Genomic DNA, 20,005 nt, shown 5'->3' with positions numbered 1-20,005 from the left:
GTATACAAGAGTGGGGCAAATGGCGGTTAGCCGGTGAGCATTAAGGCTGGTAGTCGAATAATTCCGGGCCTGAATTGTTTGACTACCAGTTTTAAGCGGAGCCGGCTGCCTTTTGGCGCACGTTTCGGCACCGTAGCGGGAAATGGCTACCTGCCGTGTTCTTTGGTAGTAGCGGCAAAAAAAGAGGTCCCGGCTAGTGAGCCGAGACCTCTGAATGACTGCTATTTATTTTTGGGATGAAGTGTACTCTGGAAATCGCCGAGCAAATTCCTTTTCAGCTTCGGCGGTTGCTTGTTGATACTCTGGTGAGTGGACCCGTTTATTCAGCTCAGCTTGTTCTGTTGGCGTGAGCTTGCGGTCGAGTGTGTCGTCAATGATTAGTGAATCAGGTTCAGGGATGGTGTTCTTCAAAATAAACAGCCTCCTTAAGATATAAGTTGTCGGTGGCCAGCAATATTGCCTCTTGCTTTGGGAACCCAATTTTCTTGTAGTTAGTATACCAGATATTAAACATTGCCTCTAGCTGTGACTTCTGAAAACGTATGCGGATTATTTGAAGGGTGGCATCATGACCGACTATTACGCTAGCTGCTAGAAAGGGATAATTAGCCAATGTCATGATATCGGTGATAGAAGGACGCGTACTATTAGGATGGTTATGAATTAAAATAACGGGATTAGGTTGTTTGCGTAAGGTTGTGAAATCTTCCCGGTTAAAAAACGTACGGAGGGGAGTCGTACTGGATGAGTTTTGGGCGAGTAATTTACCTAGTCGTGCATCAATTGCGTAGAGATCTTCAAAGTTAGTGCCGTTGCGGTGTGACAGAATTGCCATTGCACATTGGTAAATCGATTCGGAGACTGGTGGAGAGAACTTCAGTTGCAAAAATAAATCATGATAATTTTTAGAATTGATCAATTGGCGATCTACGGAGAATGTGTTGTGAACAGTTGTTGCGCGAACCTTTGTTGTTTCTGCTGCTTTGAATGGTAAGATATTATCCTTCATCGAATCAGCCACCACCCCACCGCACTGCCCACTAAGTAGGGTAAAAAGGCCATCCGCCCGCGGTCGCGCGCCCGCCACAATGCCAGGGCACTGGCGATCAGGAGCCAGTGTGCCGTAGCGGTGACGCCCCAATAAATAATGTAAGCAAGAATCAATTCGAGGTCGCCGTCGCCAATGAGTGGGGTGGGCCAACGCTGCCAGAGAAATTGAATGCCCAGCAGGAGGAGGGTAGTGAGTATAACCGCCGACCAGGAAAGCTGCCAGACCGTTAGTGGCCAGGCTAACCAGACAATCCAGCCGGGAAAGGTTTGGGTGCGCGCGTCACATAGCGCGGCGAATCCCCATAGCCCTAACCAAAGTAACGGCCGCACGGTGGCTGGCGTGAGCGTCGTCAATAAGAGACCGACCCCGACTTCAAGCACCAGTGTTGTGGGTGGGATCCGTTGCTGGCAGTAGTGGCAGCGTCCCCGTAACAATAGGTAACTGAGCACCGGCACCAGTTGCCAGTAGGCCAGGGGCGTTTGACAGGTGTCGCAGTGGGATGCCGGATAAAAGGGTGAGGCGCCGGTCGCATAACGGTCGGCCATGGCGGTCAGCCACGACCCCAGGCAAGCCCCATAAATAAACAGAATAATTGTCATGAAAGTTTCACCTCTACCCATCAACTCCGTAAAAAATCGTGAAATATTTCTGGAAAATTGCGAAGTGGCCGGTTGACAGGGACTTTTTGGCATGGTATTCTATTCAAGGTGCTTTTCGCAGACAGGTCTCGGGTATTCACTACCAGACATGCTGACTGACGGCGGGGAGGACACTTCAATTAAATCTCAATCTGGGTCGTCTTTTTTCTTTACAGGAAAATGAACCACCTGGATGTGTGGACTTATAACTCTAGAAAGTATACGGAAAGGAGGACTATTTAGATGCCTACTATCAACCAATTGGTGCGTAAAGGTCGTAAATCTAAAAGTTCTAAATCAGATGCCCCAGCTTTAAACTACGGGTATAACAGTTTCAAAAAAGCTCAAGTTAAGAATCCAGCTCCACAAAAGCGTGGGGTTGCCACTCGTGTCGGTACCATGACACCAAAGAAGCCTAACTCTGCTTTACGTAAATATGCACGTGTGCGGTTGTCAAACTTAATTGAAGTGACTGCTTACATTCCTGGTATTGGCCACAACTTGCAAGAACATAGTGTTGTGCTCATCCGGGGCGGCCGGGTTAAGGATTTACCTGGGGTTCGTTACCACATCATCCGTGGTGCCCTCGATACTGCCGGTGTTACTGACCGTCGTCAAGGTCGTTCCAAGTACGGGACTAAGAAGCCTAAGGGCTAGACCGAGACTCAAAATTAAGGTCGGGTGCACGGTTGCCGTCAACCGACCTGTAACAGCATTTCAAGGAGGATATTAACAATGCCTAGAAAAGGAAACGTACAAAAGCGTGAAGTCCTTCCTGATCCAATTTACAATTCAAAGTTGGTCACTCGTCTGATCAACCACACGATGATGGATGGGAAACGCGGAACTTCAACTAAGATCATTTATGGTGCCTTCGACATCATTAAGAACGAAACTGGTAACGATCCAGTGGAAGTCTTCGAAGAAGCAATGAAGAATGTTATGCCAGTCTTGGAAGTTAAGGCTCGGCGTGTTGGTGGGTCAAACTACCAAGTTCCTATCGAAGTTCGGCCAGATCGTCGGACCACTTTAGGCCTTCGTTGGATGGTTCAGTACTCACGTTTACGTGGCGAACACACCATGGTTGAACGACTTGCTCGTGAAATCATGGACGCTGCTAACAACACCGGTGCTGCCGTTAAGAAGCGTGAAGATACGCACCGGATGGCAGATGCCAACCGTGCCTTCGCTCACTACCGCTGGTAAGAGCAGCTATCGCACTGCCATGCCTACAGTGTGATAAAATGTTAGAGCAGAGTGTTATTTAACATTTTTGACTCTAGCTTAGAGGAGCAATCCTTTAATCGAGAGTGGCTACTAAAATCAATTGCGATGTTAGTAGTCACTTTTTGGCACAATCTACGATCAAATTGAGAGGAGTTACACATTAATCATGGCTAATACTCGTGAATTTCCGCTTGAGAAGACTCGTAACATCGGTATCATGGCCCACATCGATGCCGGGAAGACGACGACTACTGAGCGTATCCTGTATTATACTGGTAAAATCCATAAGATTGGTGAAACCCATGATGGGGCTTCACAAATGGACTGGATGGAACAAGAACAAGAACGGGGAATTACGATCACTTCTGCCGCTACTACTGCGGAATGGAAGGGTCACCGGATTAACATCATCGATACCCCAGGACACGTTGACTTCACTGTTGAAGTTGAACGTTCCCTGCGTGTGTTGGATGGTGCCGTAGCCGTCTTAGACGGTCAAGCCGGTGTTGAACCTCAAACCGAAACTGTTTGGCGTCAAGCCTCAGATTTCGATGTTCCTCGTATCGTGTTCGTTAACAAGATGGATAAGCTGGGTGCCGATTTCGACTTCTCAGTTAACTCCATCCACGAACGTTTACAAGCCAACGCTTTAGCCTTACAAATGGCTATCGGTGCCGAAGACAACTTCCAAGGTGTCGTTGACTTGATCGAAATGAAGGCCTACGTTTACGATAAAGACGAATTAGGTTCTTCATGGGACACGGTTGATATTCCTGCAGATATGAAGGAAGAAGCCGAAAAGCGGCACGAAGCTATGATCGAAAGCGTTGCTGACGTTGACGATGAAATCATGGAAAAGTACCTCGAAGGTGAAGAAATCACCAAGGACGAATTAAAGGCCGCTATCCGTCGGGCAACCTTGAAGCTGGAATTATTCCCAGTCTTCGCTGGTTCTGCCTTCAAGGATAAGGGTGTTCAGATGTTGATGGACGCCGTTGTGGACTACTTACCATCCCCATTGGATGTTAAGCCTTACAACGCTACTGTTCCTGATACTGACGAAGCCGTTGAATTACGTGCCGATGACGATGCGCCATTTGCTGCCTTAGCATTTAAGGTTGCCACTGACCCATTCGTTGGTCGTCTGACTTACATCCGGGTTTACTCCGGTACTCTGGAAGCTGGTTCTTACGTGCTGAACTCCACGAAGGACAAGCGTGAACGTGTTGGTCGTTTGCTGCAAATGCACTCTAACCACCGTCAAGAAATTCCAGAAGTCTTCTCCGGTGATATCGCTGGGGCCATTGGTTTGAAGAACACCACTACTGGTGACTCTTTGACTGACCCAGATCACCCATTACATTTGGAATCTATGGACTTCCCAGATCCAGTTATCCAGGTTGCCGTAGAACCAAAGACGAAGGCTGACCAAGATAAGATGAACACCGCCCTACAAAAGCTTTCTGAAGAAGACCCAACTTTCAAGGCTGAAACTAACCCTGAAACTGGTGAAACGCTGATCGCTGGGATGGGTGAACTTCACTTGGATATCATCATCGACCGGATGAAGCGTGAATTCAAGGTTGAAGCTAACATTGGTGCCCCTCAAGTTGCCTACCGTGAAGCCTTCACGAAGTCAACTAAGGTCCAAGGTAAGTTCGTTCGTCAATCTGGTGGTAAAGGTCAATATGGTGACGTTTGGATTGAATTCACCCCTAACGAACGTGGTAAGGGTTACGAATTCGAAGACGCTATCGTTGGTGGGGTTGTTCCTCGTGAATTTATCCCTTCAGTTGACCAAGGTCTGCAAGAAGCCATGGCAAACGGTGTCTTAGCCGGTTACCCATTGGTTGATGTTAAGGCCAAGTTATACGATGGTAGTTACCATGAAGTCGATTCTAGTGAAGCAGCCTTCAAGGTTGCCGCATCATTGGCTTTACGGAACGCTGTTAAGTCTGCTGGCCCTGTTATTCTTGAACCAATCATGAAGGTTGATATCTTGGTTCCTGAAGAATACATGGGTGATATCATGGGCCAAGTTACCGCTCGTCGTGGTAAGGTTGATGGTATGGAAGCACGTGGTAACGCACAAATGATCCACTCTTACGTTCCGTTATCCGAAATGTTCGGTTACGCTACGACGTTACGTTCAGCATCACAAGGTCGTGGGACATTTACCATGACGTTTGATCACTACGAACCAACGCCTAAGAGTGTTCAAGCTGACATTATCAAGAAGAACGGCGGCACTCCGGTCGAAGACTAGTCTGTCTGTTGTTTAAAAGGAAACGTCTAACTTTTGGGTTAGGCGTTTTTTGTTTTGTCTTGGGAAAGGCGGCGGTTGTCGGTGTCGGCAGAGGGTGTTGTGGGGAATGTGGTTGACCTGAAAAGGTGTGTTGCGCGTGTCTGTAGGGGGAGATGGCGTAGCAGTACGAAATCCGGTTTTGGATGTGAGAGACGTAATGCCATGTGCGCTTGAGTTTGATATGTCACTGGTAATCGACGAGATTAGGCTAGTGATTACTGGATACCACCACCGTAGCCGGGAGGTCGCTGGAGATGAGTTCAGCTGTGGGAGTTCCCTTAGTGGCGTGGTTTTACGACGCTTAGGGAACTGGCACCTTGGAGACGCGAATTTTCGGCTTCAAGGTGAGGCTCGAGACCGTTCTTTGGCTTGAGCCGGCGCCCTCAGCGTTCCGACTCATCTCCAGCGACCGGTAAGGCGGCCAAGACCACCTAGCATTGCCGTTGAAAATTGCGGTATAATAATCACGCATGTGTCAAAAGGAATTGGAGAGTGAGTTATGGAAGAGTTATTCGAGCACGCCCCGATTCCGCGGGCGTATTTTAAGTTGGCCTTGCCGGTGGTCCTAGCCATGGTGGCCAGCATGATCTACAATTTAGCGGATACGTTCTTCGTGTCCCAGACCCAAAACACCAACTTGGTGGCAGGGGTGGCGTTGTGCACGCCCTTGTTCTCGTTGCTGATTGCAATTGGCGATATCTTTGGGTTGGGTGGCAGCTCGCTGATTTCACGATTGCTGGGAGAAAAGGCCTACACCACGGGGAGTCGTGTGAGCAGTTTTTGCCTGTACGGCGCCGTGATTATCGGTCTGCTGACCACTGTCATTTTGCTGGTGTTCATGAAGCCATTCCTGTACCTGTTGGGGGCCACTCCGGCGACGTACCCGTATGCGCGGGCCTTTTACCGCATCATGGCGCTTGGGGCGATGCCCATTATCGTATCCATCGTCCCGGGGAACCTCATTCGGACGGAAGGGTTCGCGGCCCAATCCATGGCCGGAACTATGGTGGGGACCGTGATCACCATTATCTTGGACCCCATCCTGATCTTTCCTGCAGGACTCGGCGCAGCTGGGGCAGCGCTGGCAACCGTGATTGGCTACACCATTTCGGCGGTAACACTGGTTTACCTGACCAAACGCTATTGCCAAGTCATTTCGGTTGATGCGCGGCTGAGCAAGATTAGCTGGGCATGGATCCTGCAGGTGTTGGCCATTGGGATTCCTGGGTCGATCACCAATCTGATGCAGGCGTTCGGGACCACCGTTTTGAACCGGTACTTAATTGCCTTTGGGCCAACGAAGGTAGCGGCGATGGGGATCGTGTTGAAAGTCTATATGATCATCATGCTGGTCATGGTTGGGTTCGCTTTTGGCGCCCAGCCGCTGATTGGGTACACCTATGGGGCGAAGAACATGGCACGCTTCAAAAAGATCCTGCACTTTGATCTCCTAGTCGAAGTGGGCTACGCACTGATTCTAGCAGTGGTTCTGATGGTCTTGGCACCACAGATTATTGGTTTATTCCTCCATAGTAAGGCGGTTATTACGGCAGGGACTTATATGCTGCGGGTCTTCCTAGTGACGACGCCGTTTGTGGGAGCCGTCCTGGTGTACACGACCGTCTTCCAGAGCACAGGGAAGGCCATTGGTGCCTTTATCATGTCAATTGCGCGGCAGGGCGTTGTCTTCTACCTCGCCATCGTGATTGGGGCCCGGTTAATTGGCTATCACGGCATCATCTGGGCGCAACCAATAGCCGATGTCTTGACCTGCCTCATTGGGTGGGGACTGGCCAAGGGACTACTCAATAGTAGAAAGTCATCCGGCATTTCCCAACCAACTAAAAATTGATCGACGTCAAGTAGCTGGCATTTTTCACAAAAAGTTTGAGAAATTCAGCGAAAACCCTTGCCAGTCGGCAGTTTATTTAGTATGATAGTCAAGTGCTGTATTTCCCGGGGTATTTTTGTGCCCCTGGGGGTTCGGACAAAAGTTTAGCGATGATGTGGGATATTGCGACACACCCGGCCGCTTTGCCATGAGGGTGTGGCGGGAATTTCCACGGAGTTAGTCTTATTTTTAAAATAGACGAAGGAGGGAACACAATGGCAAAACAAAAAATTCGGATTCGGTTGAAGGCTTACGAACATCGTATCCTCGATCAATCAGCGGACAAGATTGTTGAAACTGCGAAGAGAACTGGTGCCGGCATCTCAGGCCCAATCCCATTGCCAACTGAACGGACAATCTACACCGTATTACGTTCACCACATAAGTTTAAGGACTCACGTGAACAATTCGAAATGCGGACGCACAAGCGTTTGATTGATATCGTTAACCCAACGCCAAAGACGGTCGACTCATTAATGAAGCTTGACCTGCCTAGCGGTGTTGACATCGAAATCAAGTTATAATTTTCAAGAATATTAAATACAATATAATCGGAGGTGTACTCATGACCACTAAAGGAATCTTAGGGAAAAAGGTCGGGATGACGCAAGTCTTCACTGATGCTGGCGAATTAATCCCCGTTACTGTTGTCGAAGCAACGCCAAACGTTGTGTTACAAGTTAAGACGATGGAAAACGACGGTTACGATGCCATTCAACTTGGTTACCAAGACAAGCGTGAAGTACTCAGCAACAAGCCCGAACAAGGTCATGTAGCAAAAGCAAACACGACTCCTAAGCGCTTCATTCGTGAATTCAGAGATGTTGAGCTGGGAGATTACAAGGTAGCAGACGAAGTTAAAGTTGATACCTTCCAAGCAGGAGACATCGTGGATGTCACTGGTGTCACTAAAGGTCATGGATACCAAGGTAACATTCATAAGGACGGCCAAAGCCGTGGCCCTATGGCCCATGGTTCTCGTTACCACCGTCGTCCAGGTTCTCTGGGTGCCATCATTAACCGGGTATTCCCTGGCATGAAGCTCCCAGGTCGGATGGGTAACAAGCAAGTTACTATCCAAAACCTTGTGATCGTTAAGGCTGACGTTGATAACAACGTTCTGTTGATCAAGGGCAATGTGCCTGGTGCCAACAAGTCACTCGTTACTGTTAAGAGTGCTGTTCGCCCACCACGCCCAAAGCATTCTGAAAAATAAATAGGAAGGGAGGATAATTAAATGACAAGCGTAGCATTATACAAACAAGATGGTAGCCAAAACGGCAATGTTGATTTGAACGCCGATATCTTCGGCATCGAACCTAACGAAAGCGTCGTATTCGATACGATTTTGATGCAACGAGCTTCCCTTCGCCAAGGGACCCACGCCGTTAAAAACCGGAGTGCCGTTCGTGGTGGTGGTAAGAAGCCATGGCGTCAAAAGGGTACTGGTCGTGCCCGTCAAGGTTCCATCCGTTCCCCACAATGGGTCGGTGGTGGTGTGGTCTTTGGCCCTACCCCTCGTTCTTACAGTTACCGCCTTCCTAAGAAGGTTGGCCGTTTAGCATTGAAGTCAGTTCTTTCACAAAAGGTTCTGGACGAAAGCTTAGTCGTTCTTGACGGTTTAGCATTCGACGCTCCTAAGACGAAAGAATTCGCTGCTGTGTTGGCTGGTTTGAATGTCACGACTAAGACGTTGGTTGTCCTTGAAGACGACAACGTAACTGCTGCTTTAGCAGCCCGTAACTTAGCAAATGTTAAGGTTATTCCAGCCAAGAGCTTGAATGTCTTAGACATTGCCAACGCGGACAAGTTAGTGATTACCCAACCAGCTCTTTCTCAAGTAGAGGAGGTGCTCGCATAATGGAATCACGTGACATTATCTTACGCCCAGTTGTTACCGAAGCTACGATGGCAACTATGGACGACAAGCGTTACACCTTTGACGTTGACGTACGAGCAACCAAGACTCAAGTCAAGCATGCCGTAGAAGACATCTTCGACGTTAAGGTTGTTAAGGTTAACATCATGAATTTAAAGGGTAAGAAGAAGCGTCAAGGACGTTACGAAGGCTACACTAAGAAGCGTCGTAAGGCTATTGTCAGCTTATCTGCCGACTCAAAAGAAATCAAGTTATTCAACGAAGAATAAAATCTCAGATATAGGAGGGAAATAACGTGGCGATTAAGAAATACAAACCAACAAGCAATGGTCGTCGTAACATGACGAGCTTGGTTTACAAAGACGTCATCACTAAGACGACTCCTGAAAAGTCATTGCTTGATTCACAAAGTCACTCTGCTGGCCGTAACAACGCTGGTAAGATGACTGTCCGTCATCGTGGCGGTGGTAACAAGCGTCAATACCGGATCATCGATTTCAAGCGGATCAAAGATGATGTTCCAGCAACCGTTAAGGCTATCGAATACGATCCTAACCGGACTGCTAACATTGCATTATTAGTTTATGCTGATGGTGTAAAGTCATACATCTTGGCTCCTAAGGGCTTAAAGGTTGGCGACAAGGTTCAATCTGGTCCAGAAGCTGATATCAAGACTGGTAACGCATTACCATTGAAGAACATCCCATTTGGGACGGTTATTCACAACATCGAATTAAAGCCTGGTAAGGGTGGCCAATTGGTACGTTCTGCTGGTACTTCAGCACAATTGTTAGGTAAAGCTAACGATGAAAAGTACGTATTAGTTCGTTTATCTTCCGGTGAAGTTCGGATGGTCTTGAACGTTAACCGTGCAACTATCGGTGCCGTTGGTAACGAAGAACACGAATTAGTTAACGTTGGTAAAGCTGGCCGTAATCGTTGGGCTGGTCAACGTCCTCACGTTCGTGGTTCAGTTATGAACCCTAACGATCACCCACATGGTGGTGGTGAAGGTAAAGCACCTGTTGGTTTACCATCTCCTCTTTCTCCATGGGGTAAGAAGACTGTTGGTAAGAAGACGCGTTCGAAGAAGAACAAGACTGAGAAGTTCATTGTTCGTCATCGTAAAGGTTCTAAGATGTAATATTCCGGTTATCCGGAAGTCAAGAGACCTGGTGATCATCGTGTTCCACGATGCGCCACAAGTAGAGGAGGTTTCATAAATGGGTCGTAGTTTGAAAAAAGGACCTTTCGCCGATGCGCATTTACTGAAAAAGGTTGATGCACAAAAGGATCAAGACAAAAAGGCTGTCATCAAGACCTGGTCCCGCCGGTCTACTATTTTCCCTAGCTTTGTAGGTTTAACTATCGCTGTATATGATGGACGGAAGCACGTACCAGTTTACGTTCAAGAAGATATGGTAGGCCACAAGCTTGGCGAATTCGTACCAACCCGGACATTCCGTGGTCATGGTGGCGACGACAAGAAAACTCGTTGATAAGGAGGATTAACTAATGGCTGAACAAGTTACATCAGCGCAAGCGACTGCTAAGACGGTTCGGATTGCTGCTCGCAAAGTCCGCCTTGTCATCGATCTTATCCGCGGCAAGAGCGTCGCTGAAGCAATCGCAATCTTAAAGTTCACACCGCGTGGCGCATCACCGGTTGTGGCAAAGGTTTTAAACTCTGCAATTGCTAACGCAGAAAACAATTTTGACTTAGATCGTCAAGATCTAGTTGTTAGCGAAGCCTATGTGAACGAAGGACCAACCCTTAAGCGGTTCCGTCCTCGTGCCAAAGGCTCTGCTTCACCAATCAACAAACGTACGAGTCACATTACGGTTGTTGTATCTGAAAAAGAGGAGGGATAACGCGTGGGTCAAAAAGTAAATCCAACTGGATTACGGGTCGGTATCATTCGCGATTGGGAAGCAAAGTGGTATGCTGAAAAGGATTTCGCTGCTTACCTGAAGGAAGACCTTCAAATCCGTAAATTTATCGAAAAGCGTCTTGTAGATGCTTCTGTTTCAACTGTTGAGATTGAACGGGCTGCAAACCGCGTCAACATCTCAATCCACACTGCCAAGCCAGGGATGGTTATTGGTAAGGGTGGTTCCGAAGTCGAAAATCTCCGTAAGGAACTGAACGACTTAACTGGCAAGCGTGTCCACATCAACATCGTGGAAATCAAGAAGCCAGATTTGGATGCCAAGTTAGTCGGCGAAAACATTGCTCGTCAATTGGAAGGCCGTGTTGCTTTCCGTCGCGCTATGCGTGGGACGATGCAACGGACGATGCGTTCTGGCGCCAAGGGTGTTAAGACGCAAGTTGCTGGCCGGTTAAACGGTGCTGATATGTCTCGTGTCGAAAGCTATGCTGAAGGCACGGTTCCTCTGCACACGTTACGTGCTGACATCGATTACGCTTGGGTTGAAGCGCACACCACTTATGGTTCTCTGGGTGTTAAGACCTGGATCTACCGTGGTGAAATTCTTCCCGAAAAGAAACATACTAACGGACAAGGAGGGAAATAAGCATGCTGGTACCTAAGCGAGTAAAGTTCCGTCGTGTCCACCGTGGTAAGCTACGTGGCGAAGCCAAGGGTGGCAAGAGCGTTGCTTTCGGTGACTACGGTTTACAATCGTTGGATTCCAAGTGGATCTCCAACCGTCAAATCGAAGCAGCCCGTGTGGCAATCACACGTTACATGAAGCGTGGTGGGAAAGTTTGGATTAAGATTTTCCCTCACAAATCCTACACCAGTAAAGGTGTTGGGGTCCGGATGGGTAATGGTAAAGGTACGCCTGATGGCTGGGTAGCCCCAGTTAAGCGCGGTAAGGTTCTGTTTGAAGTGGGTGGCGTTTCTGAAGAAACTGCTCGCGAAGCCTTACGTTTGGCTGCCATGAAGCTTCCTGTTCGTACGAAAGTTTTATCCCGAGAGGAAGTAGGTGGCGAATCAAATGAAAACTAAAGACATCAACGAATTAACCACTGCTGAAATGCTCGATAAAGAAAAGAGCTACAAGGACGAATTATTTAACCTGCGTTTCCAATTAGCTACTGGTCAATTGGAAAACACCGCACGGTTGAAGCAAGTTCGCAAGAACATTGCACGGATTAAAACCGTTCTTCGCCAACAAGAACTGAACAAGTAGAATACGATAAGAAGGAGGTCACTAATACATGAGTGATGCACGTAATAACCGCAAGGTTTACCGTGGTCGTGTCGTTTCCGACAAAATGGAAAAGACGATCACTGTCGTTGTAGAAACGACGAAGACGGATGCAAGATATGGCAAGCGTGTCAAGTACTCCAAGAAGTACAAGGCACATGACGAAAACAACGAAGCCCACACTGGCGACATTGTTGAAATCATGGAAACTCGTCCTCTGTCTGCTACCAAGCGGTTCCGCTTAGTCGACATTGTTGAAAAAGCAGTAATCATTTAGGTGTCGTTTTTATCGTATTCTGAATTAGAACTGAAGGGAGGACACTAGCTGTGATCCAACAAGAAAGTCGCTTAAAGGTAGCCGATAACTCTGGCGCCCGTGAAATTCTGACTATCAAAGTTCTGGGTGGCTCCAAGCGTCGCTACGCCGGAATTGGTGATATCATTGTCGCTACTATCAAACAAGCAACACCAGGTGGCGTTGTCAAAAAAGGTGACGTTGTGAAGGCCGTTGTTGTTCGTACGAAGTCCCGTGTACGTCGTAACGATGGTTCATACATCAGCTTTGATGAAAATGCTGCAGTGCTGATCAAAGACGATAAGAGCCCACAAGGGACTCGGATCTTCGGACCAGTTGCCCGTGAATTACGTGACAACGATTTCATGAAGATTATCTCATTAGCACCCGAAGTACTGTAATCAAGAAACGTTTAACAAGGAGGTGCCCACAGGAATGCTTATTAAAACTGGTGACAAGGTCCGCGTGATCGCCGGCAAAGACAAAGGAAAAGAAGGAACTGTTTCCAAAGTCATGAATGCCAAGAATCGTGTGATCGTTAAAGGTGTCAATATGATTAAGAAGCACCAAAAAGCTTCTCAAGCCAACCCACAAGGTGGCATTATCGATATTGAAGCGCCAATTCACGCATCCAACGTTATGCTCATCGATCCTTCGAACAACGAACCAACCCGGCTTGGCGTTCGAGTAGAAGATGGTCACAAAGTCCGTTTCGCTAAGAAGTCCGGCGAAACCATCGACAAATAATCTTTGAAAGGAGGAACATAATTTCATGTCAGCTCGTTTAAAAGAAAAGTACGTTAATGAAATTACACCAGCATTGGTGGAAAAGTTCAGCTACAGTTCTGTTATGCAAACGCCGAAGATCGACAAGATCGTTTTGAACATGGGTGTTGGTGATGCTGTCTCCAACGCTAAGAACTTGGACGAAGCCGTTGAAGAATTGGGTTTGATTTCTGGTCAAAAGCCATTGGTTACTAAGGCCAAGAAGTCAATCGCCACCTTCCGTCTTCGTGAAGGCATGTCAATCGGTGCTAAGGTTACCCTGCGTGGGGACCGGATGTACGAATTCCTGGACAAGTTAATCAACGTGTCATTGCCACGTGTTCGTGACTTCCGTGGTGTTAGCAAGCGTGCCTTTGATGGTCGCGGTAACTACACCCTGGGTGTTAAGGAACAATTGATTTTCCCAGAAATTAACTTTGATAACGTTAACCGTGTTCGTGGTTTGGACATCGTTATCGTTACGACGGCTAACACTGATGAAGAGTCACGCGAATTATTGACTCAATTCGGTATGCCGTTTGCACACTAATATAAGGAGGTTCACACAAATTGGCTAAGAAATCTCAAATTGCTAAGAACAAGCGTCCTGCGAAGTTCTCTACTCAGAATTATACTCGTTGCGAACGTTGTGGACGTCCACACTCTGTTTATCAAAAGTTCCATCTTTGCCGTATCTGCATGCGCGAATTAGCCCACAAGGGTCAAATTCCTGGCATGAAGAAGGCTAGCTGGTAAAACGAATTTTAAACAAAGGGAGGGTAAACGTTAATGTCCATGACTGATCCTATTGCAGACTTCTTGACGCGGATCCGTAACGCCAACATGGTGCGTCACGAATCACTCGAAGTACCTGCATCAACAATTAAACGTGACATCGCTGAAATCCTGAAGCGCGAAGGGTTCATCCGTAACGTCGAATACATCGATGATGACAAGCAAGGCATCATCCGCGTGTTCCTGAAGTACGGTAAGGATAACCAACGTGTCATCAGTGGTTTAAAGCGTATTTCAAAGCCCGGCTTACGTTCATACGTTAAGGCCGACGCTGTACCAAAGGTATTAAACGGTTTGGGTATCGCTATTATCTCCACCTCTGAAGGTGTAATTACTGATAAAGAAGCGCGCGCCAAGAAAATCGGTGGCGAAGTTCTCGCCTACGTTTGGTAAAACTTTTAAGAAGATAGGAGGTGCCTTACAGTGAGTCGTATTGGTTATAAAACTGTCAACGTCCCAGCCGGCGTTGAAGTTAAACGCGATGGTGATCAAGTGACCGTCAAGGGTCCTAAGGGTTCTTTAACCCGGACTTTCTCAAACATCATTTCTATGAAGATTAGTGATGGTGCGGTTGACTTTGATCGTCCAGATGATAACAACAAGACGCGGGCCCTTCATGGGACTCAGCGAGCTAACTTAAACAACATGGTTGAAGGTGTTGTAAGTGGCTTTGCTAAGACCTTGAAGCTGGTCGGTGTTGGTTACCGTGTTCAAGCTAAGGGCAAGACCTTGGTATTGAGCGTTGGTTATTCCAACCCAGTTGAAATGGCTATTCCTGAAACCTTAGATGTTAAGGTTCCAGATAACACCACTATCAACATTTCCGGTATTAGTAAGCAAGAAGTCGGTGACTTCGCTGCTGAAGTTCGTGCCGTTCGTTCACCAGAACCTTACAAGGGTAAGGGTATCCGTTACGAAAACGAATTCGTTCGTATCCGTGAAGGTAAAACTGGTAAGTAACATTAACGCAGCTTAAAGCTGATAATTCTACAAAGAGGTGACTATTTTGATTTCAAAACCAGATAAGAACAAGACACGTCAAAAGCGTCATATGCGTGTCCGGAACAAAATTTCTGGGACTGCAGAACGCCCACGCTTAAACGTTTTCCGCTCTAACAAAAACATCTACGCTCAAGTCATTGATGACGTAGCGGGTGTCACGCTTGTTAGTGCCTCAACGTTAGATAGCGATGTCAATGGCGACAACAAGACCGACCAAGCTAAGGCTGTTGGTGAATTGGTTGCTAAGCGCGCTGTCGAAAAGAAGATTAGTGATGTTGTGTTTGATCGTGGCGGGTACTTGTACCATGGCCGTGTCCAAGCATTGGCAGAAGCTGCTCGCGAAAACGGGCTGAAATTTTAACAGTAAGGAGGAATAACCACACATGGCAAAATTTATTGATCCTGACAAGTTAGAACTTGAAGACAACGTTGTTGCTATCAACCGTATCACTAAGGTTGTTAAAGGTGGCCGTCGTCTGCGGTTTGCTGCGCTTGTCATCGTCGGCGATAAGAACGGTCACGTTGGCTTTGGTACTGGTAAAGCTCAAGAAGTTCCAGAAGCTATCCGTAAGGCCGTTGAAGCCGCTCGTAAGAACCTGATCGAAGTACCTATCGTGGGAACGACCATTCCTCACGAAGTTCTCGGTTCATTTGGTGGGGGCAAGATCATGCTCAAGCCTGCCGCTGAAGGTTCTGGGGTTACTGCCGGTGGCTCCGTTCGTTCCGTCATGGAATTAGCTGGTGTCGCTGACGTTACTTCCAAGCGTTTAGGTTCTAACACGCCAGTCAACGCTGTTCGGGCCACTTTTGATGGCTTGGCTCAGTTGAAGCGTGCTGAAGAAGTTGCCGCTCTCCGTGGTGTCTCTCTTCAACACTTAGCTGAATAAGGAGGGGTATTAAAATGGCTCAATTAAAAGTTACTTTAATTCATAGTGTTGCTCACCGCCTCCCTAAACAGCGGAAGATTGTGGAAGCTATGGGCTTACACCGAGTAAACAGCACCGTTATCCAACCAGATAACGACGCTACTCGTGGTGCGCTTTTCCAAATCGCACATTTGATTAAGGTTGAAGAAGTTAAGTAATTCTCATATCATTAAATAAGGAGGTGCGCAATAGCATGAAGTTGAATGAATTAAAACCTGCTGAAGGCTCACGGAAGGTTCGTAACCGGGTTGGCCGTGGAGATTCATCTGGTAATGGTAAGACCGCTGGCCGTGGCCAAAAAGGTCAAAAGGCTCGTAGCAAGACTCGTTTGGGTTTTGAAGGTGGCCAAATGCCATTGTACCGTCGGATCCCAAAGCGTGGGTTTACCAACATTAACCGCAAGGAATTTGCTGTCGTAAACTTAGCTGCTTTGAACGTCTTTGATGATGGTGCTGAAGTAACTCCAGCTGCCCTGGTTGAAGCCGGTATCGTTAAAAACGAAAAGGCCGGTGTTAAGATCTTGGGTAACGGTGAGTTAACGAAGAAGTTGACGGTGAAAGCCGCTAAGTTCTCCAAGTCAGCCGCCCAAGCTATCGAGGCTGCTGGTGGTAAAACTGAGGTGATTTAATGCTATCAAGCTTGAAAAACGCCTTTAAGATTAAAGATATTCGTAAAAAAATTCTCTTTACTCTATTGGTTTTGATTGTCTTTCGGTTGGGTACTTATATTACCGTCCCCGGCATTAACGCAAAGGCACTTCAAAGCGTTGCGTCTTCTGGATTGGTTAGTATTTTAGATACCTTCAGTGGTGGTGGGTTGACCAACTATTCCATCTTCGCGATGGGGGTTTCACCTTACATCACTGCACAAATCGTTATTCAATTGCTACAAATGGACATCGTTCCACGTTTCGTTGAATGGAGCAAGCAAGGGGATACTGGTCGGCGGAAGTTGAACCAGGCCACTCGGTACTTAGCGATTGCTTTGGCATTCGTTCAGTCCATCGGGATCACGGCTGGTTTCAGTGCCTTAAGTTCACTGAAATTAGTCCAAAATCCAAGTGTTACCACGTACCTTTCAATCGGGTTGATCCTGACTGGGGGAACCATGTTAACGACTTGGATGGGTGATATGATTACCGATCGTGGGTTGGGTAACGGGATTTCAATGATTATCTTTGCGGGGATCATTGCCCGGACGCCAACTTCTGTTTACAAGGTATACCAAACTTACTTCGTTGACGCTTCGGCGGGCACCATGTGGAAGAGTGTTATTTTCGTTCTTGCTTTAATCGTCTTGGTTCTGGTCATTGTGACCTTTACCACCTGGGTTCAGCAAGCGGAACGGCGGGTACCTATGCAGTACACGCGGCGGGTATCTGGTTCGCCAGATAGCAGCTACCTTCCATTAAAGGTTAACGTTGCTGGGGTTATCCCAGTTATCTTCGCTAGTTCGTTTATTGCAACGCCACAGACTATTCTGATGGCATTCCAAAACACGCACTCCCAAGATGCTTGGTACCAGACGTTAACGGATGTCTTCAATATGCAAACGGTCGATGGGGCCATTTTGTACACTGTTCTGATCATTGTGTTCACGTTCTTCTATGCGTTCGTGCAAGTCAACCCAGAAAAGTTAGCTGAGAACCTGCAAAAGCAGGGGAGCTACATTCCTGGTGTTTGGCCGGGTCACGAAACACAGTCATATGTTTCCAACTTATTGATGCGACTCAGCACTGTTGGGTCACTCTTCCTTGGATTCATTTCCTTAATTCCGTTATTAGCCCAAAACCTTTGGGACTTAGATGAGTCAATTGGTTTAGGCGGGACCAGCCTCTTAATCGTCGTTGGTGTTGCAATCGAAACCATGCGGCAAGTTGACGGATTGATGATGAAGCGCGAATACGTTGGCTTTATCCAAGGTCCAGAACCAGCTTAATGAGTTTCCAGCGGGTGTGTTGATCTATTAGCACACCTGCTTGTGTTTTTCGGGCAATTTTTCGAATAAGGAGAACGAACATGACAGCAATGAATTTGATTCTCATGGGTTTACCGGGTGCTGGTAAAGGCACGCAAGCTGAAAAGATTATCAAGGAGTTCCACTTACCGCATATTTCTACGGGAGACATCTTCCGTGAAGCGATGAAGAACGAGACTGAAATGGGTTTAGCTGCGAAGAAATTTATCGACAAGGGTGAATTGGTACCGGACGAAGTCACTAACGGTATCGTTCGCGACCGGTTAGCTCAGGATGATACCAAAGACGGGTTCATGTTGGATGGGTTCCCCCGTTCCTTAGTTCAAGCCGAAGCGTTAGACACCTTTGGCCCTGAACTGGACCGGACCATCAACGCCGTGATCAACATTCACGTCGAACCAGATGTCTTGGTAGAACGCCTTTCTGGTCGTTACATCTGCCGGACTTGTGGCGCAACTTACCACAAGCTCTACAAGCAACCTAAAGTTGCCGGCACGTGTGATGTCTGTGGTGGGCATGACTTCTATCAACGTGAAGACGACAAGCCAGAAACGGTGAAGAACCGGTTAGCGGTTAATCTGAAAATGAATACGCCGCTGGTGGATTACTACACCAAGAAGGGCTTATTGTTCACTGTTGATGGTGACCGTGACATCGATGATGTTTATGTCGACATCGAAAAAATCCTGAAGAACCTGTAACAGGTCGCTTAATTCTTGCGTCTTCGTTAGAATTATGGTAAGCTTATTCAGGTTTAGCCTGTAAATGGCGCGCTGTCGCAATTCACAGGTGCTAGGCGGGGGCAGGTCCTTGTCCCCACCGCTTTTACGTGTATTTTACACGCAATTAAAAGGGAGGTACTTTCGTGGCGAAAAGCGATGTCATCGAAGTCGAAGGTAAAGTTACCGAAACATTACCTAACGCAATGTTTCGGGTCGAATTAGAAAACGGTCATGAGATTCTCGCTCACGTTTCCGGTAAGATTCGGATGCACTACATCCGGATTCTGCCTGGTGACCGAGTAACTGTTGAAATGTCACCGTATGACTTGTCTAAAGGCCGGATTACTTATCGGTTTAAGTAACCGCCTGGACAGATGTAGGAGGGATATTCATGAAAGTAAGACCATCAGTTAAGCCAATGTGCGAACACTGCAAGGTTATCAAGCGTAAGGGTCGAGTAATGGTTATTTGCTCAGCCAACCCTAAGCACAAACAACGCCAGGGTAAGTAATTCAATTTATAGGAGGTGCACTTAAATGCCACGTATTGCTGGAGTGGATTTACCACGTGATAAGCGAATCGCTTACGGTTTGACTTACATTTTTGGAATTGGGATCAACACTGCACACAAGATCATTGCTGATGCAGGCGTCTCAGAAGATGTTCGGGTTCGTGATTTAACCCCTGAACAAGAAGATAAGGTTCGTGCCGAAGTCGACAAGTACAAGGTCGAAGGTGACTTACGTCGTGAAGTTAGCCTGAACATCAAGAACTTGCAAGAAATCGGTTCATACCGCGGTATGCGTCACCGTCGTGGACTGCCTGTTCGCGGCCAACACACCAAAAACAATGCCCGCACTCGGAAGGGTAAAGCCGTTTCGATCGCCGGGAAGAAGAAGTAAGGGAGGTTTATCACTTTATGGCTACTAGAAAAACTAGTCGCAAGCGTCGGGTCAAAAAGAATATTGAATCCGGTGTTGCACACATCCATGCTACGTTTAACAACACTTTGGTTATGATCACTGACGTTCAAGGGAACGCTATTGCTTGGTCATCTGCCGGTGCTTTAGGTTTCAAGGGTAGTCGGAAGTCAACGCCATTTGCTGCACAAATGGCCGCTGAAGCCGCTGCCAAGGCATCACAAGAACACGGTGTTAAGTCCGTAGAAGTTGCTGTTAAGGGTCCTGGTTCAGGACGTGAAGCTGCTATTCGGGCAATCCAAGCTGCTGGGATCGAAGTCACGGCTATCCGCGATGTTACCCCAGTTCCTCATAATGGTACTCGTCCTCCAAAGCGCCGTCGGGTCTAACGTGAGCGTTTCATTAATGAGGGCAACCTTCATGATGGGATTGACTTAT

Annotated in this window: 34 protein-coding genes; 31 read left to right on the top strand and 3 right to left on the bottom strand. The window is 47.4% G+C overall.

The genetic code is table 11. The annotated features are described in order from the left end of the window. Positions 1-225: 225 nt before the first annotated feature. The 3 genes from NGM66_RS10220 to NGM66_RS10210 are packed head-to-tail and all read right to left on the bottom strand — an operon-like array spanning position 226 to position 1,671. Positions 226-411, bottom strand: a complete 186-nt coding sequence (locus NGM66_RS10220) for a hypothetical protein (protein ID WP_208909185.1) — start codon at positions 409-411, stop codon at positions 226-228. Then, positions 392-1,009, bottom strand: a complete 618-nt coding sequence (locus NGM66_RS10215) for a hypothetical protein (RefSeq protein WP_208909186.1) — start codon at positions 1,007-1,009, stop codon at positions 392-394. Before NGM66_RS10215 ends, NGM66_RS10220 begins: the two co-directional genes overlap by 20 nt. Further along, the gene (locus NGM66_RS10210; protein ID WP_245155323.1) at positions 1,006-1,671 is read right to left on the bottom strand and encodes a prepilin peptidase; all 666 of its coding nucleotides are present in this window, start codon (positions 1,669-1,671) and stop codon (positions 1,006-1,008) included. The genes NGM66_RS10215 and NGM66_RS10210 overlap by 4 nt, the downstream gene beginning before the upstream one ends. A gap of 261 nt (positions 1,672-1,932) precedes the next feature. On the opposite strand from NGM66_RS10210, the gene rpsL reads away from it, so the two are divergent. The 31 genes from rpsL (at position 1,933) to rpsK (ending at position 19,956) form a co-directional block, all read left to right on the top strand. Continuing rightward, a complete protein-coding gene (rpsL, locus tag NGM66_RS10205; RefSeq protein WP_011668504.1) occupies positions 1,933-2,346 on the top strand; it encodes a 30S ribosomal protein S12 in 414 nt (137 codons plus the stop codon). A gap of 78 nt (positions 2,347-2,424) precedes the next feature. Continuing rightward, complete coding sequence (gene rpsG, locus NGM66_RS10200; protein ID WP_020090150.1) at positions 2,425-2,895, top strand: 30S ribosomal protein S7; 471 nt, start codon at positions 2,425-2,427, stop codon at positions 2,893-2,895. 187 nt (positions 2,896-3,082) lie between these two features. Further along, a complete protein-coding gene (gene fusA, locus NGM66_RS10195; protein WP_208909187.1) occupies positions 3,083-5,182 on the top strand; it encodes an elongation factor G in 2,100 nt (699 codons plus the stop codon). A 538-nt stretch (positions 5,183-5,720) separates the two neighbouring features. Beyond that, positions 5,721-7,073, top strand: coding sequence for an MATE family efflux transporter (locus tag NGM66_RS10190; RefSeq protein WP_208909188.1), 1,353 nt, complete (start codon positions 5,721-5,723; stop codon positions 7,071-7,073). A gap of 254 nt (positions 7,074-7,327) precedes the next feature. Then, complete coding sequence (gene rpsJ / locus NGM66_RS10185) at positions 7,328-7,636, top strand: 30S ribosomal protein S10 (RefSeq protein ID WP_011668500.1); 309 nt, start codon at positions 7,328-7,330, stop codon at positions 7,634-7,636. 41 nt (positions 7,637-7,677) lie between these two features. Beyond that, complete coding sequence (gene rplC / locus NGM66_RS10180; RefSeq protein WP_125574887.1) at positions 7,678-8,328, top strand: 50S ribosomal protein L3; 651 nt, start codon at positions 7,678-7,680, stop codon at positions 8,326-8,328. Between the two features lie 21 nt (positions 8,329-8,349). Further along, positions 8,350-8,973 carry a 50S ribosomal protein L4 gene (gene rplD, locus NGM66_RS10175; protein WP_125574886.1) on the top strand — a complete coding sequence of 208 codons (624 nt, stop codon included), beginning with the start codon at positions 8,350-8,352 and terminating at the stop codon, positions 8,971-8,973. Continuing rightward, a complete protein-coding gene (rplW, locus tag NGM66_RS10170) occupies positions 8,973-9,260 on the top strand; it encodes a 50S ribosomal protein L23 (RefSeq protein ID WP_125574885.1) in 288 nt (95 codons plus the stop codon). The genes rplD and rplW overlap by 1 nt, the downstream gene beginning before the upstream one ends. A gap of 26 nt (positions 9,261-9,286) precedes the next feature. Beyond that, complete coding sequence (gene rplB / locus NGM66_RS10165; RefSeq protein WP_208909189.1) at positions 9,287-10,135, top strand: 50S ribosomal protein L2; 849 nt, start codon at positions 9,287-9,289, stop codon at positions 10,133-10,135. Between the two features lie 79 nt (positions 10,136-10,214). Continuing rightward, entirely contained in the window at positions 10,215-10,490 is a 276-nt protein-coding gene (rpsS, locus tag NGM66_RS10160) for a 30S ribosomal protein S19 (protein ID WP_048735499.1), read from the top strand. Between the two features lie 16 nt (positions 10,491-10,506). Continuing rightward, the gene (rplV, locus tag NGM66_RS10155; RefSeq protein ID WP_048735501.1) at positions 10,507-10,863 is read left to right on the top strand and encodes a 50S ribosomal protein L22; all 357 of its coding nucleotides are present in this window, start codon (positions 10,507-10,509) and stop codon (positions 10,861-10,863) included. 3 nt (positions 10,864-10,866) lie between these two features. Next, positions 10,867-11,526, top strand: a complete 660-nt coding sequence (rpsC, locus tag NGM66_RS10150) for a 30S ribosomal protein S3 (protein ID WP_208909190.1) — start codon at positions 10,867-10,869, stop codon at positions 11,524-11,526. 2 nt (positions 11,527-11,528) lie between these two features. Beyond that, entirely contained in the window at positions 11,529-11,963 is a 435-nt protein-coding gene (gene rplP / locus NGM66_RS10145) for a 50S ribosomal protein L16 (protein ID WP_125574882.1), read from the top strand. Then, positions 11,953-12,147, top strand: a complete 195-nt coding sequence (gene rpmC / locus NGM66_RS10140) for a 50S ribosomal protein L29 (RefSeq protein ID WP_208909191.1) — start codon at positions 11,953-11,955, stop codon at positions 12,145-12,147. Before rplP ends, rpmC begins: the two co-directional genes overlap by 11 nt. Before the next feature lie 28 nt (positions 12,148-12,175). After that, on the top strand, positions 12,176-12,442 hold the full coding sequence (gene rpsQ / locus NGM66_RS10135; protein WP_048735510.1) for a 30S ribosomal protein S17: 267 nt from the start codon (positions 12,176-12,178) through the stop codon (positions 12,440-12,442). Positions 12,443-12,492: 50 nt separating this feature from the next. Then, complete coding sequence (gene rplN / locus NGM66_RS10130; protein WP_125574881.1) at positions 12,493-12,861, top strand: 50S ribosomal protein L14; 369 nt, start codon at positions 12,493-12,495, stop codon at positions 12,859-12,861. Between the two features lie 34 nt (positions 12,862-12,895). Further along, positions 12,896-13,207 (top strand): 50S ribosomal protein L24, encoded by a 312-nt coding sequence (gene rplX / locus NGM66_RS10125; RefSeq protein WP_125574880.1) that lies wholly within the window; start codon positions 12,896-12,898, stop codon positions 13,205-13,207. Positions 13,208-13,232: 25 nt separating this feature from the next. Next, positions 13,233-13,775, top strand: coding sequence for a 50S ribosomal protein L5 (gene rplE / locus NGM66_RS10120; RefSeq protein WP_208909192.1), 543 nt, complete (start codon positions 13,233-13,235; stop codon positions 13,773-13,775). Positions 13,776-13,795: 20 nt separating this feature from the next. Next, positions 13,796-13,981: a type Z 30S ribosomal protein S14 gene (locus tag NGM66_RS10115; protein WP_082153261.1), complete on the top strand. Its 186-nt coding sequence runs from the start codon at positions 13,796-13,798 to the stop codon at positions 13,979-13,981. 33 nt (positions 13,982-14,014) lie between these two features. Next, a complete protein-coding gene (gene rpsH, locus NGM66_RS10110) occupies positions 14,015-14,413 on the top strand; it encodes a 30S ribosomal protein S8 (RefSeq protein WP_048735521.1) in 399 nt (132 codons plus the stop codon). A 30-nt stretch (positions 14,414-14,443) separates the two neighbouring features. Continuing rightward, positions 14,444-14,980, top strand: a complete 537-nt coding sequence (gene rplF / locus NGM66_RS10105; RefSeq protein ID WP_208909193.1) for a 50S ribosomal protein L6 — start codon at positions 14,444-14,446, stop codon at positions 14,978-14,980. A gap of 37 nt (positions 14,981-15,017) precedes the next feature. Next, on the top strand, positions 15,018-15,383 hold the full coding sequence (rplR, locus tag NGM66_RS10100; protein WP_308707493.1) for a 50S ribosomal protein L18: 366 nt from the start codon (positions 15,018-15,020) through the stop codon (positions 15,381-15,383). Positions 15,384-15,405: 22 nt separating this feature from the next. Continuing rightward, positions 15,406-15,909 carry a 30S ribosomal protein S5 gene (gene rpsE / locus NGM66_RS10095; RefSeq protein WP_125574876.1) on the top strand — a complete coding sequence of 168 codons (504 nt, stop codon included), beginning with the start codon at positions 15,406-15,408 and terminating at the stop codon, positions 15,907-15,909. Between the two features lie 14 nt (positions 15,910-15,923). Beyond that, complete coding sequence (gene rpmD, locus NGM66_RS10090; protein WP_125574875.1) at positions 15,924-16,106, top strand: 50S ribosomal protein L30; 183 nt, start codon at positions 15,924-15,926, stop codon at positions 16,104-16,106. 35 nt (positions 16,107-16,141) lie between these two features. Beyond that, entirely contained in the window at positions 16,142-16,576 is a 435-nt protein-coding gene (rplO, locus tag NGM66_RS10085) for a 50S ribosomal protein L15 (protein WP_125574874.1), read from the top strand. Beyond that, entirely contained in the window at positions 16,576-17,886 is a 1,311-nt protein-coding gene (gene secY, locus NGM66_RS10080; protein WP_208909194.1) for a preprotein translocase subunit SecY, read from the top strand. The genes rplO and secY overlap by 1 nt, the downstream gene beginning before the upstream one ends. Before the next feature lie 89 nt (positions 17,887-17,975). Then, complete coding sequence (locus NGM66_RS10075; RefSeq protein WP_308707515.1) at positions 17,976-18,626, top strand: adenylate kinase; 651 nt, start codon at positions 17,976-17,978, stop codon at positions 18,624-18,626. A gap of 164 nt (positions 18,627-18,790) precedes the next feature. Further along, positions 18,791-19,009 carry a translation initiation factor IF-1 gene (gene infA / locus NGM66_RS10070; RefSeq protein ID WP_011668477.1) on the top strand — a complete coding sequence of 73 codons (219 nt, stop codon included), beginning with the start codon at positions 18,791-18,793 and terminating at the stop codon, positions 19,007-19,009. Positions 19,010-19,038: 29 nt separating this feature from the next. Continuing rightward, positions 19,039-19,158 (top strand): 50S ribosomal protein L36, encoded by a 120-nt coding sequence (rpmJ, locus tag NGM66_RS10065; RefSeq protein ID WP_011668476.1) that lies wholly within the window; start codon positions 19,039-19,041, stop codon positions 19,156-19,158. Between the two features lie 25 nt (positions 19,159-19,183). Continuing rightward, the gene (rpsM, locus tag NGM66_RS10060) at positions 19,184-19,549 is read left to right on the top strand and encodes a 30S ribosomal protein S13 (RefSeq protein ID WP_208909195.1); all 366 of its coding nucleotides are present in this window, start codon (positions 19,184-19,186) and stop codon (positions 19,547-19,549) included. 17 nt (positions 19,550-19,566) lie between these two features. Further along, on the top strand, positions 19,567-19,956 hold the full coding sequence (gene rpsK, locus NGM66_RS10055; protein WP_125574870.1) for a 30S ribosomal protein S11: 390 nt from the start codon (positions 19,567-19,569) through the stop codon (positions 19,954-19,956). Positions 19,957-20,005: the final 49 nt, after the last annotated feature.

The organism is Levilactobacillus yiduensis (assembly GCF_024718525.1).
GTDB classification, from domain to species: domain Bacteria; phylum Bacillota; class Bacilli; order Lactobacillales; family Lactobacillaceae; genus Levilactobacillus; species Levilactobacillus yiduensis.
This window is presented reverse-complemented; position numbering and strand designations above follow the sequence as displayed.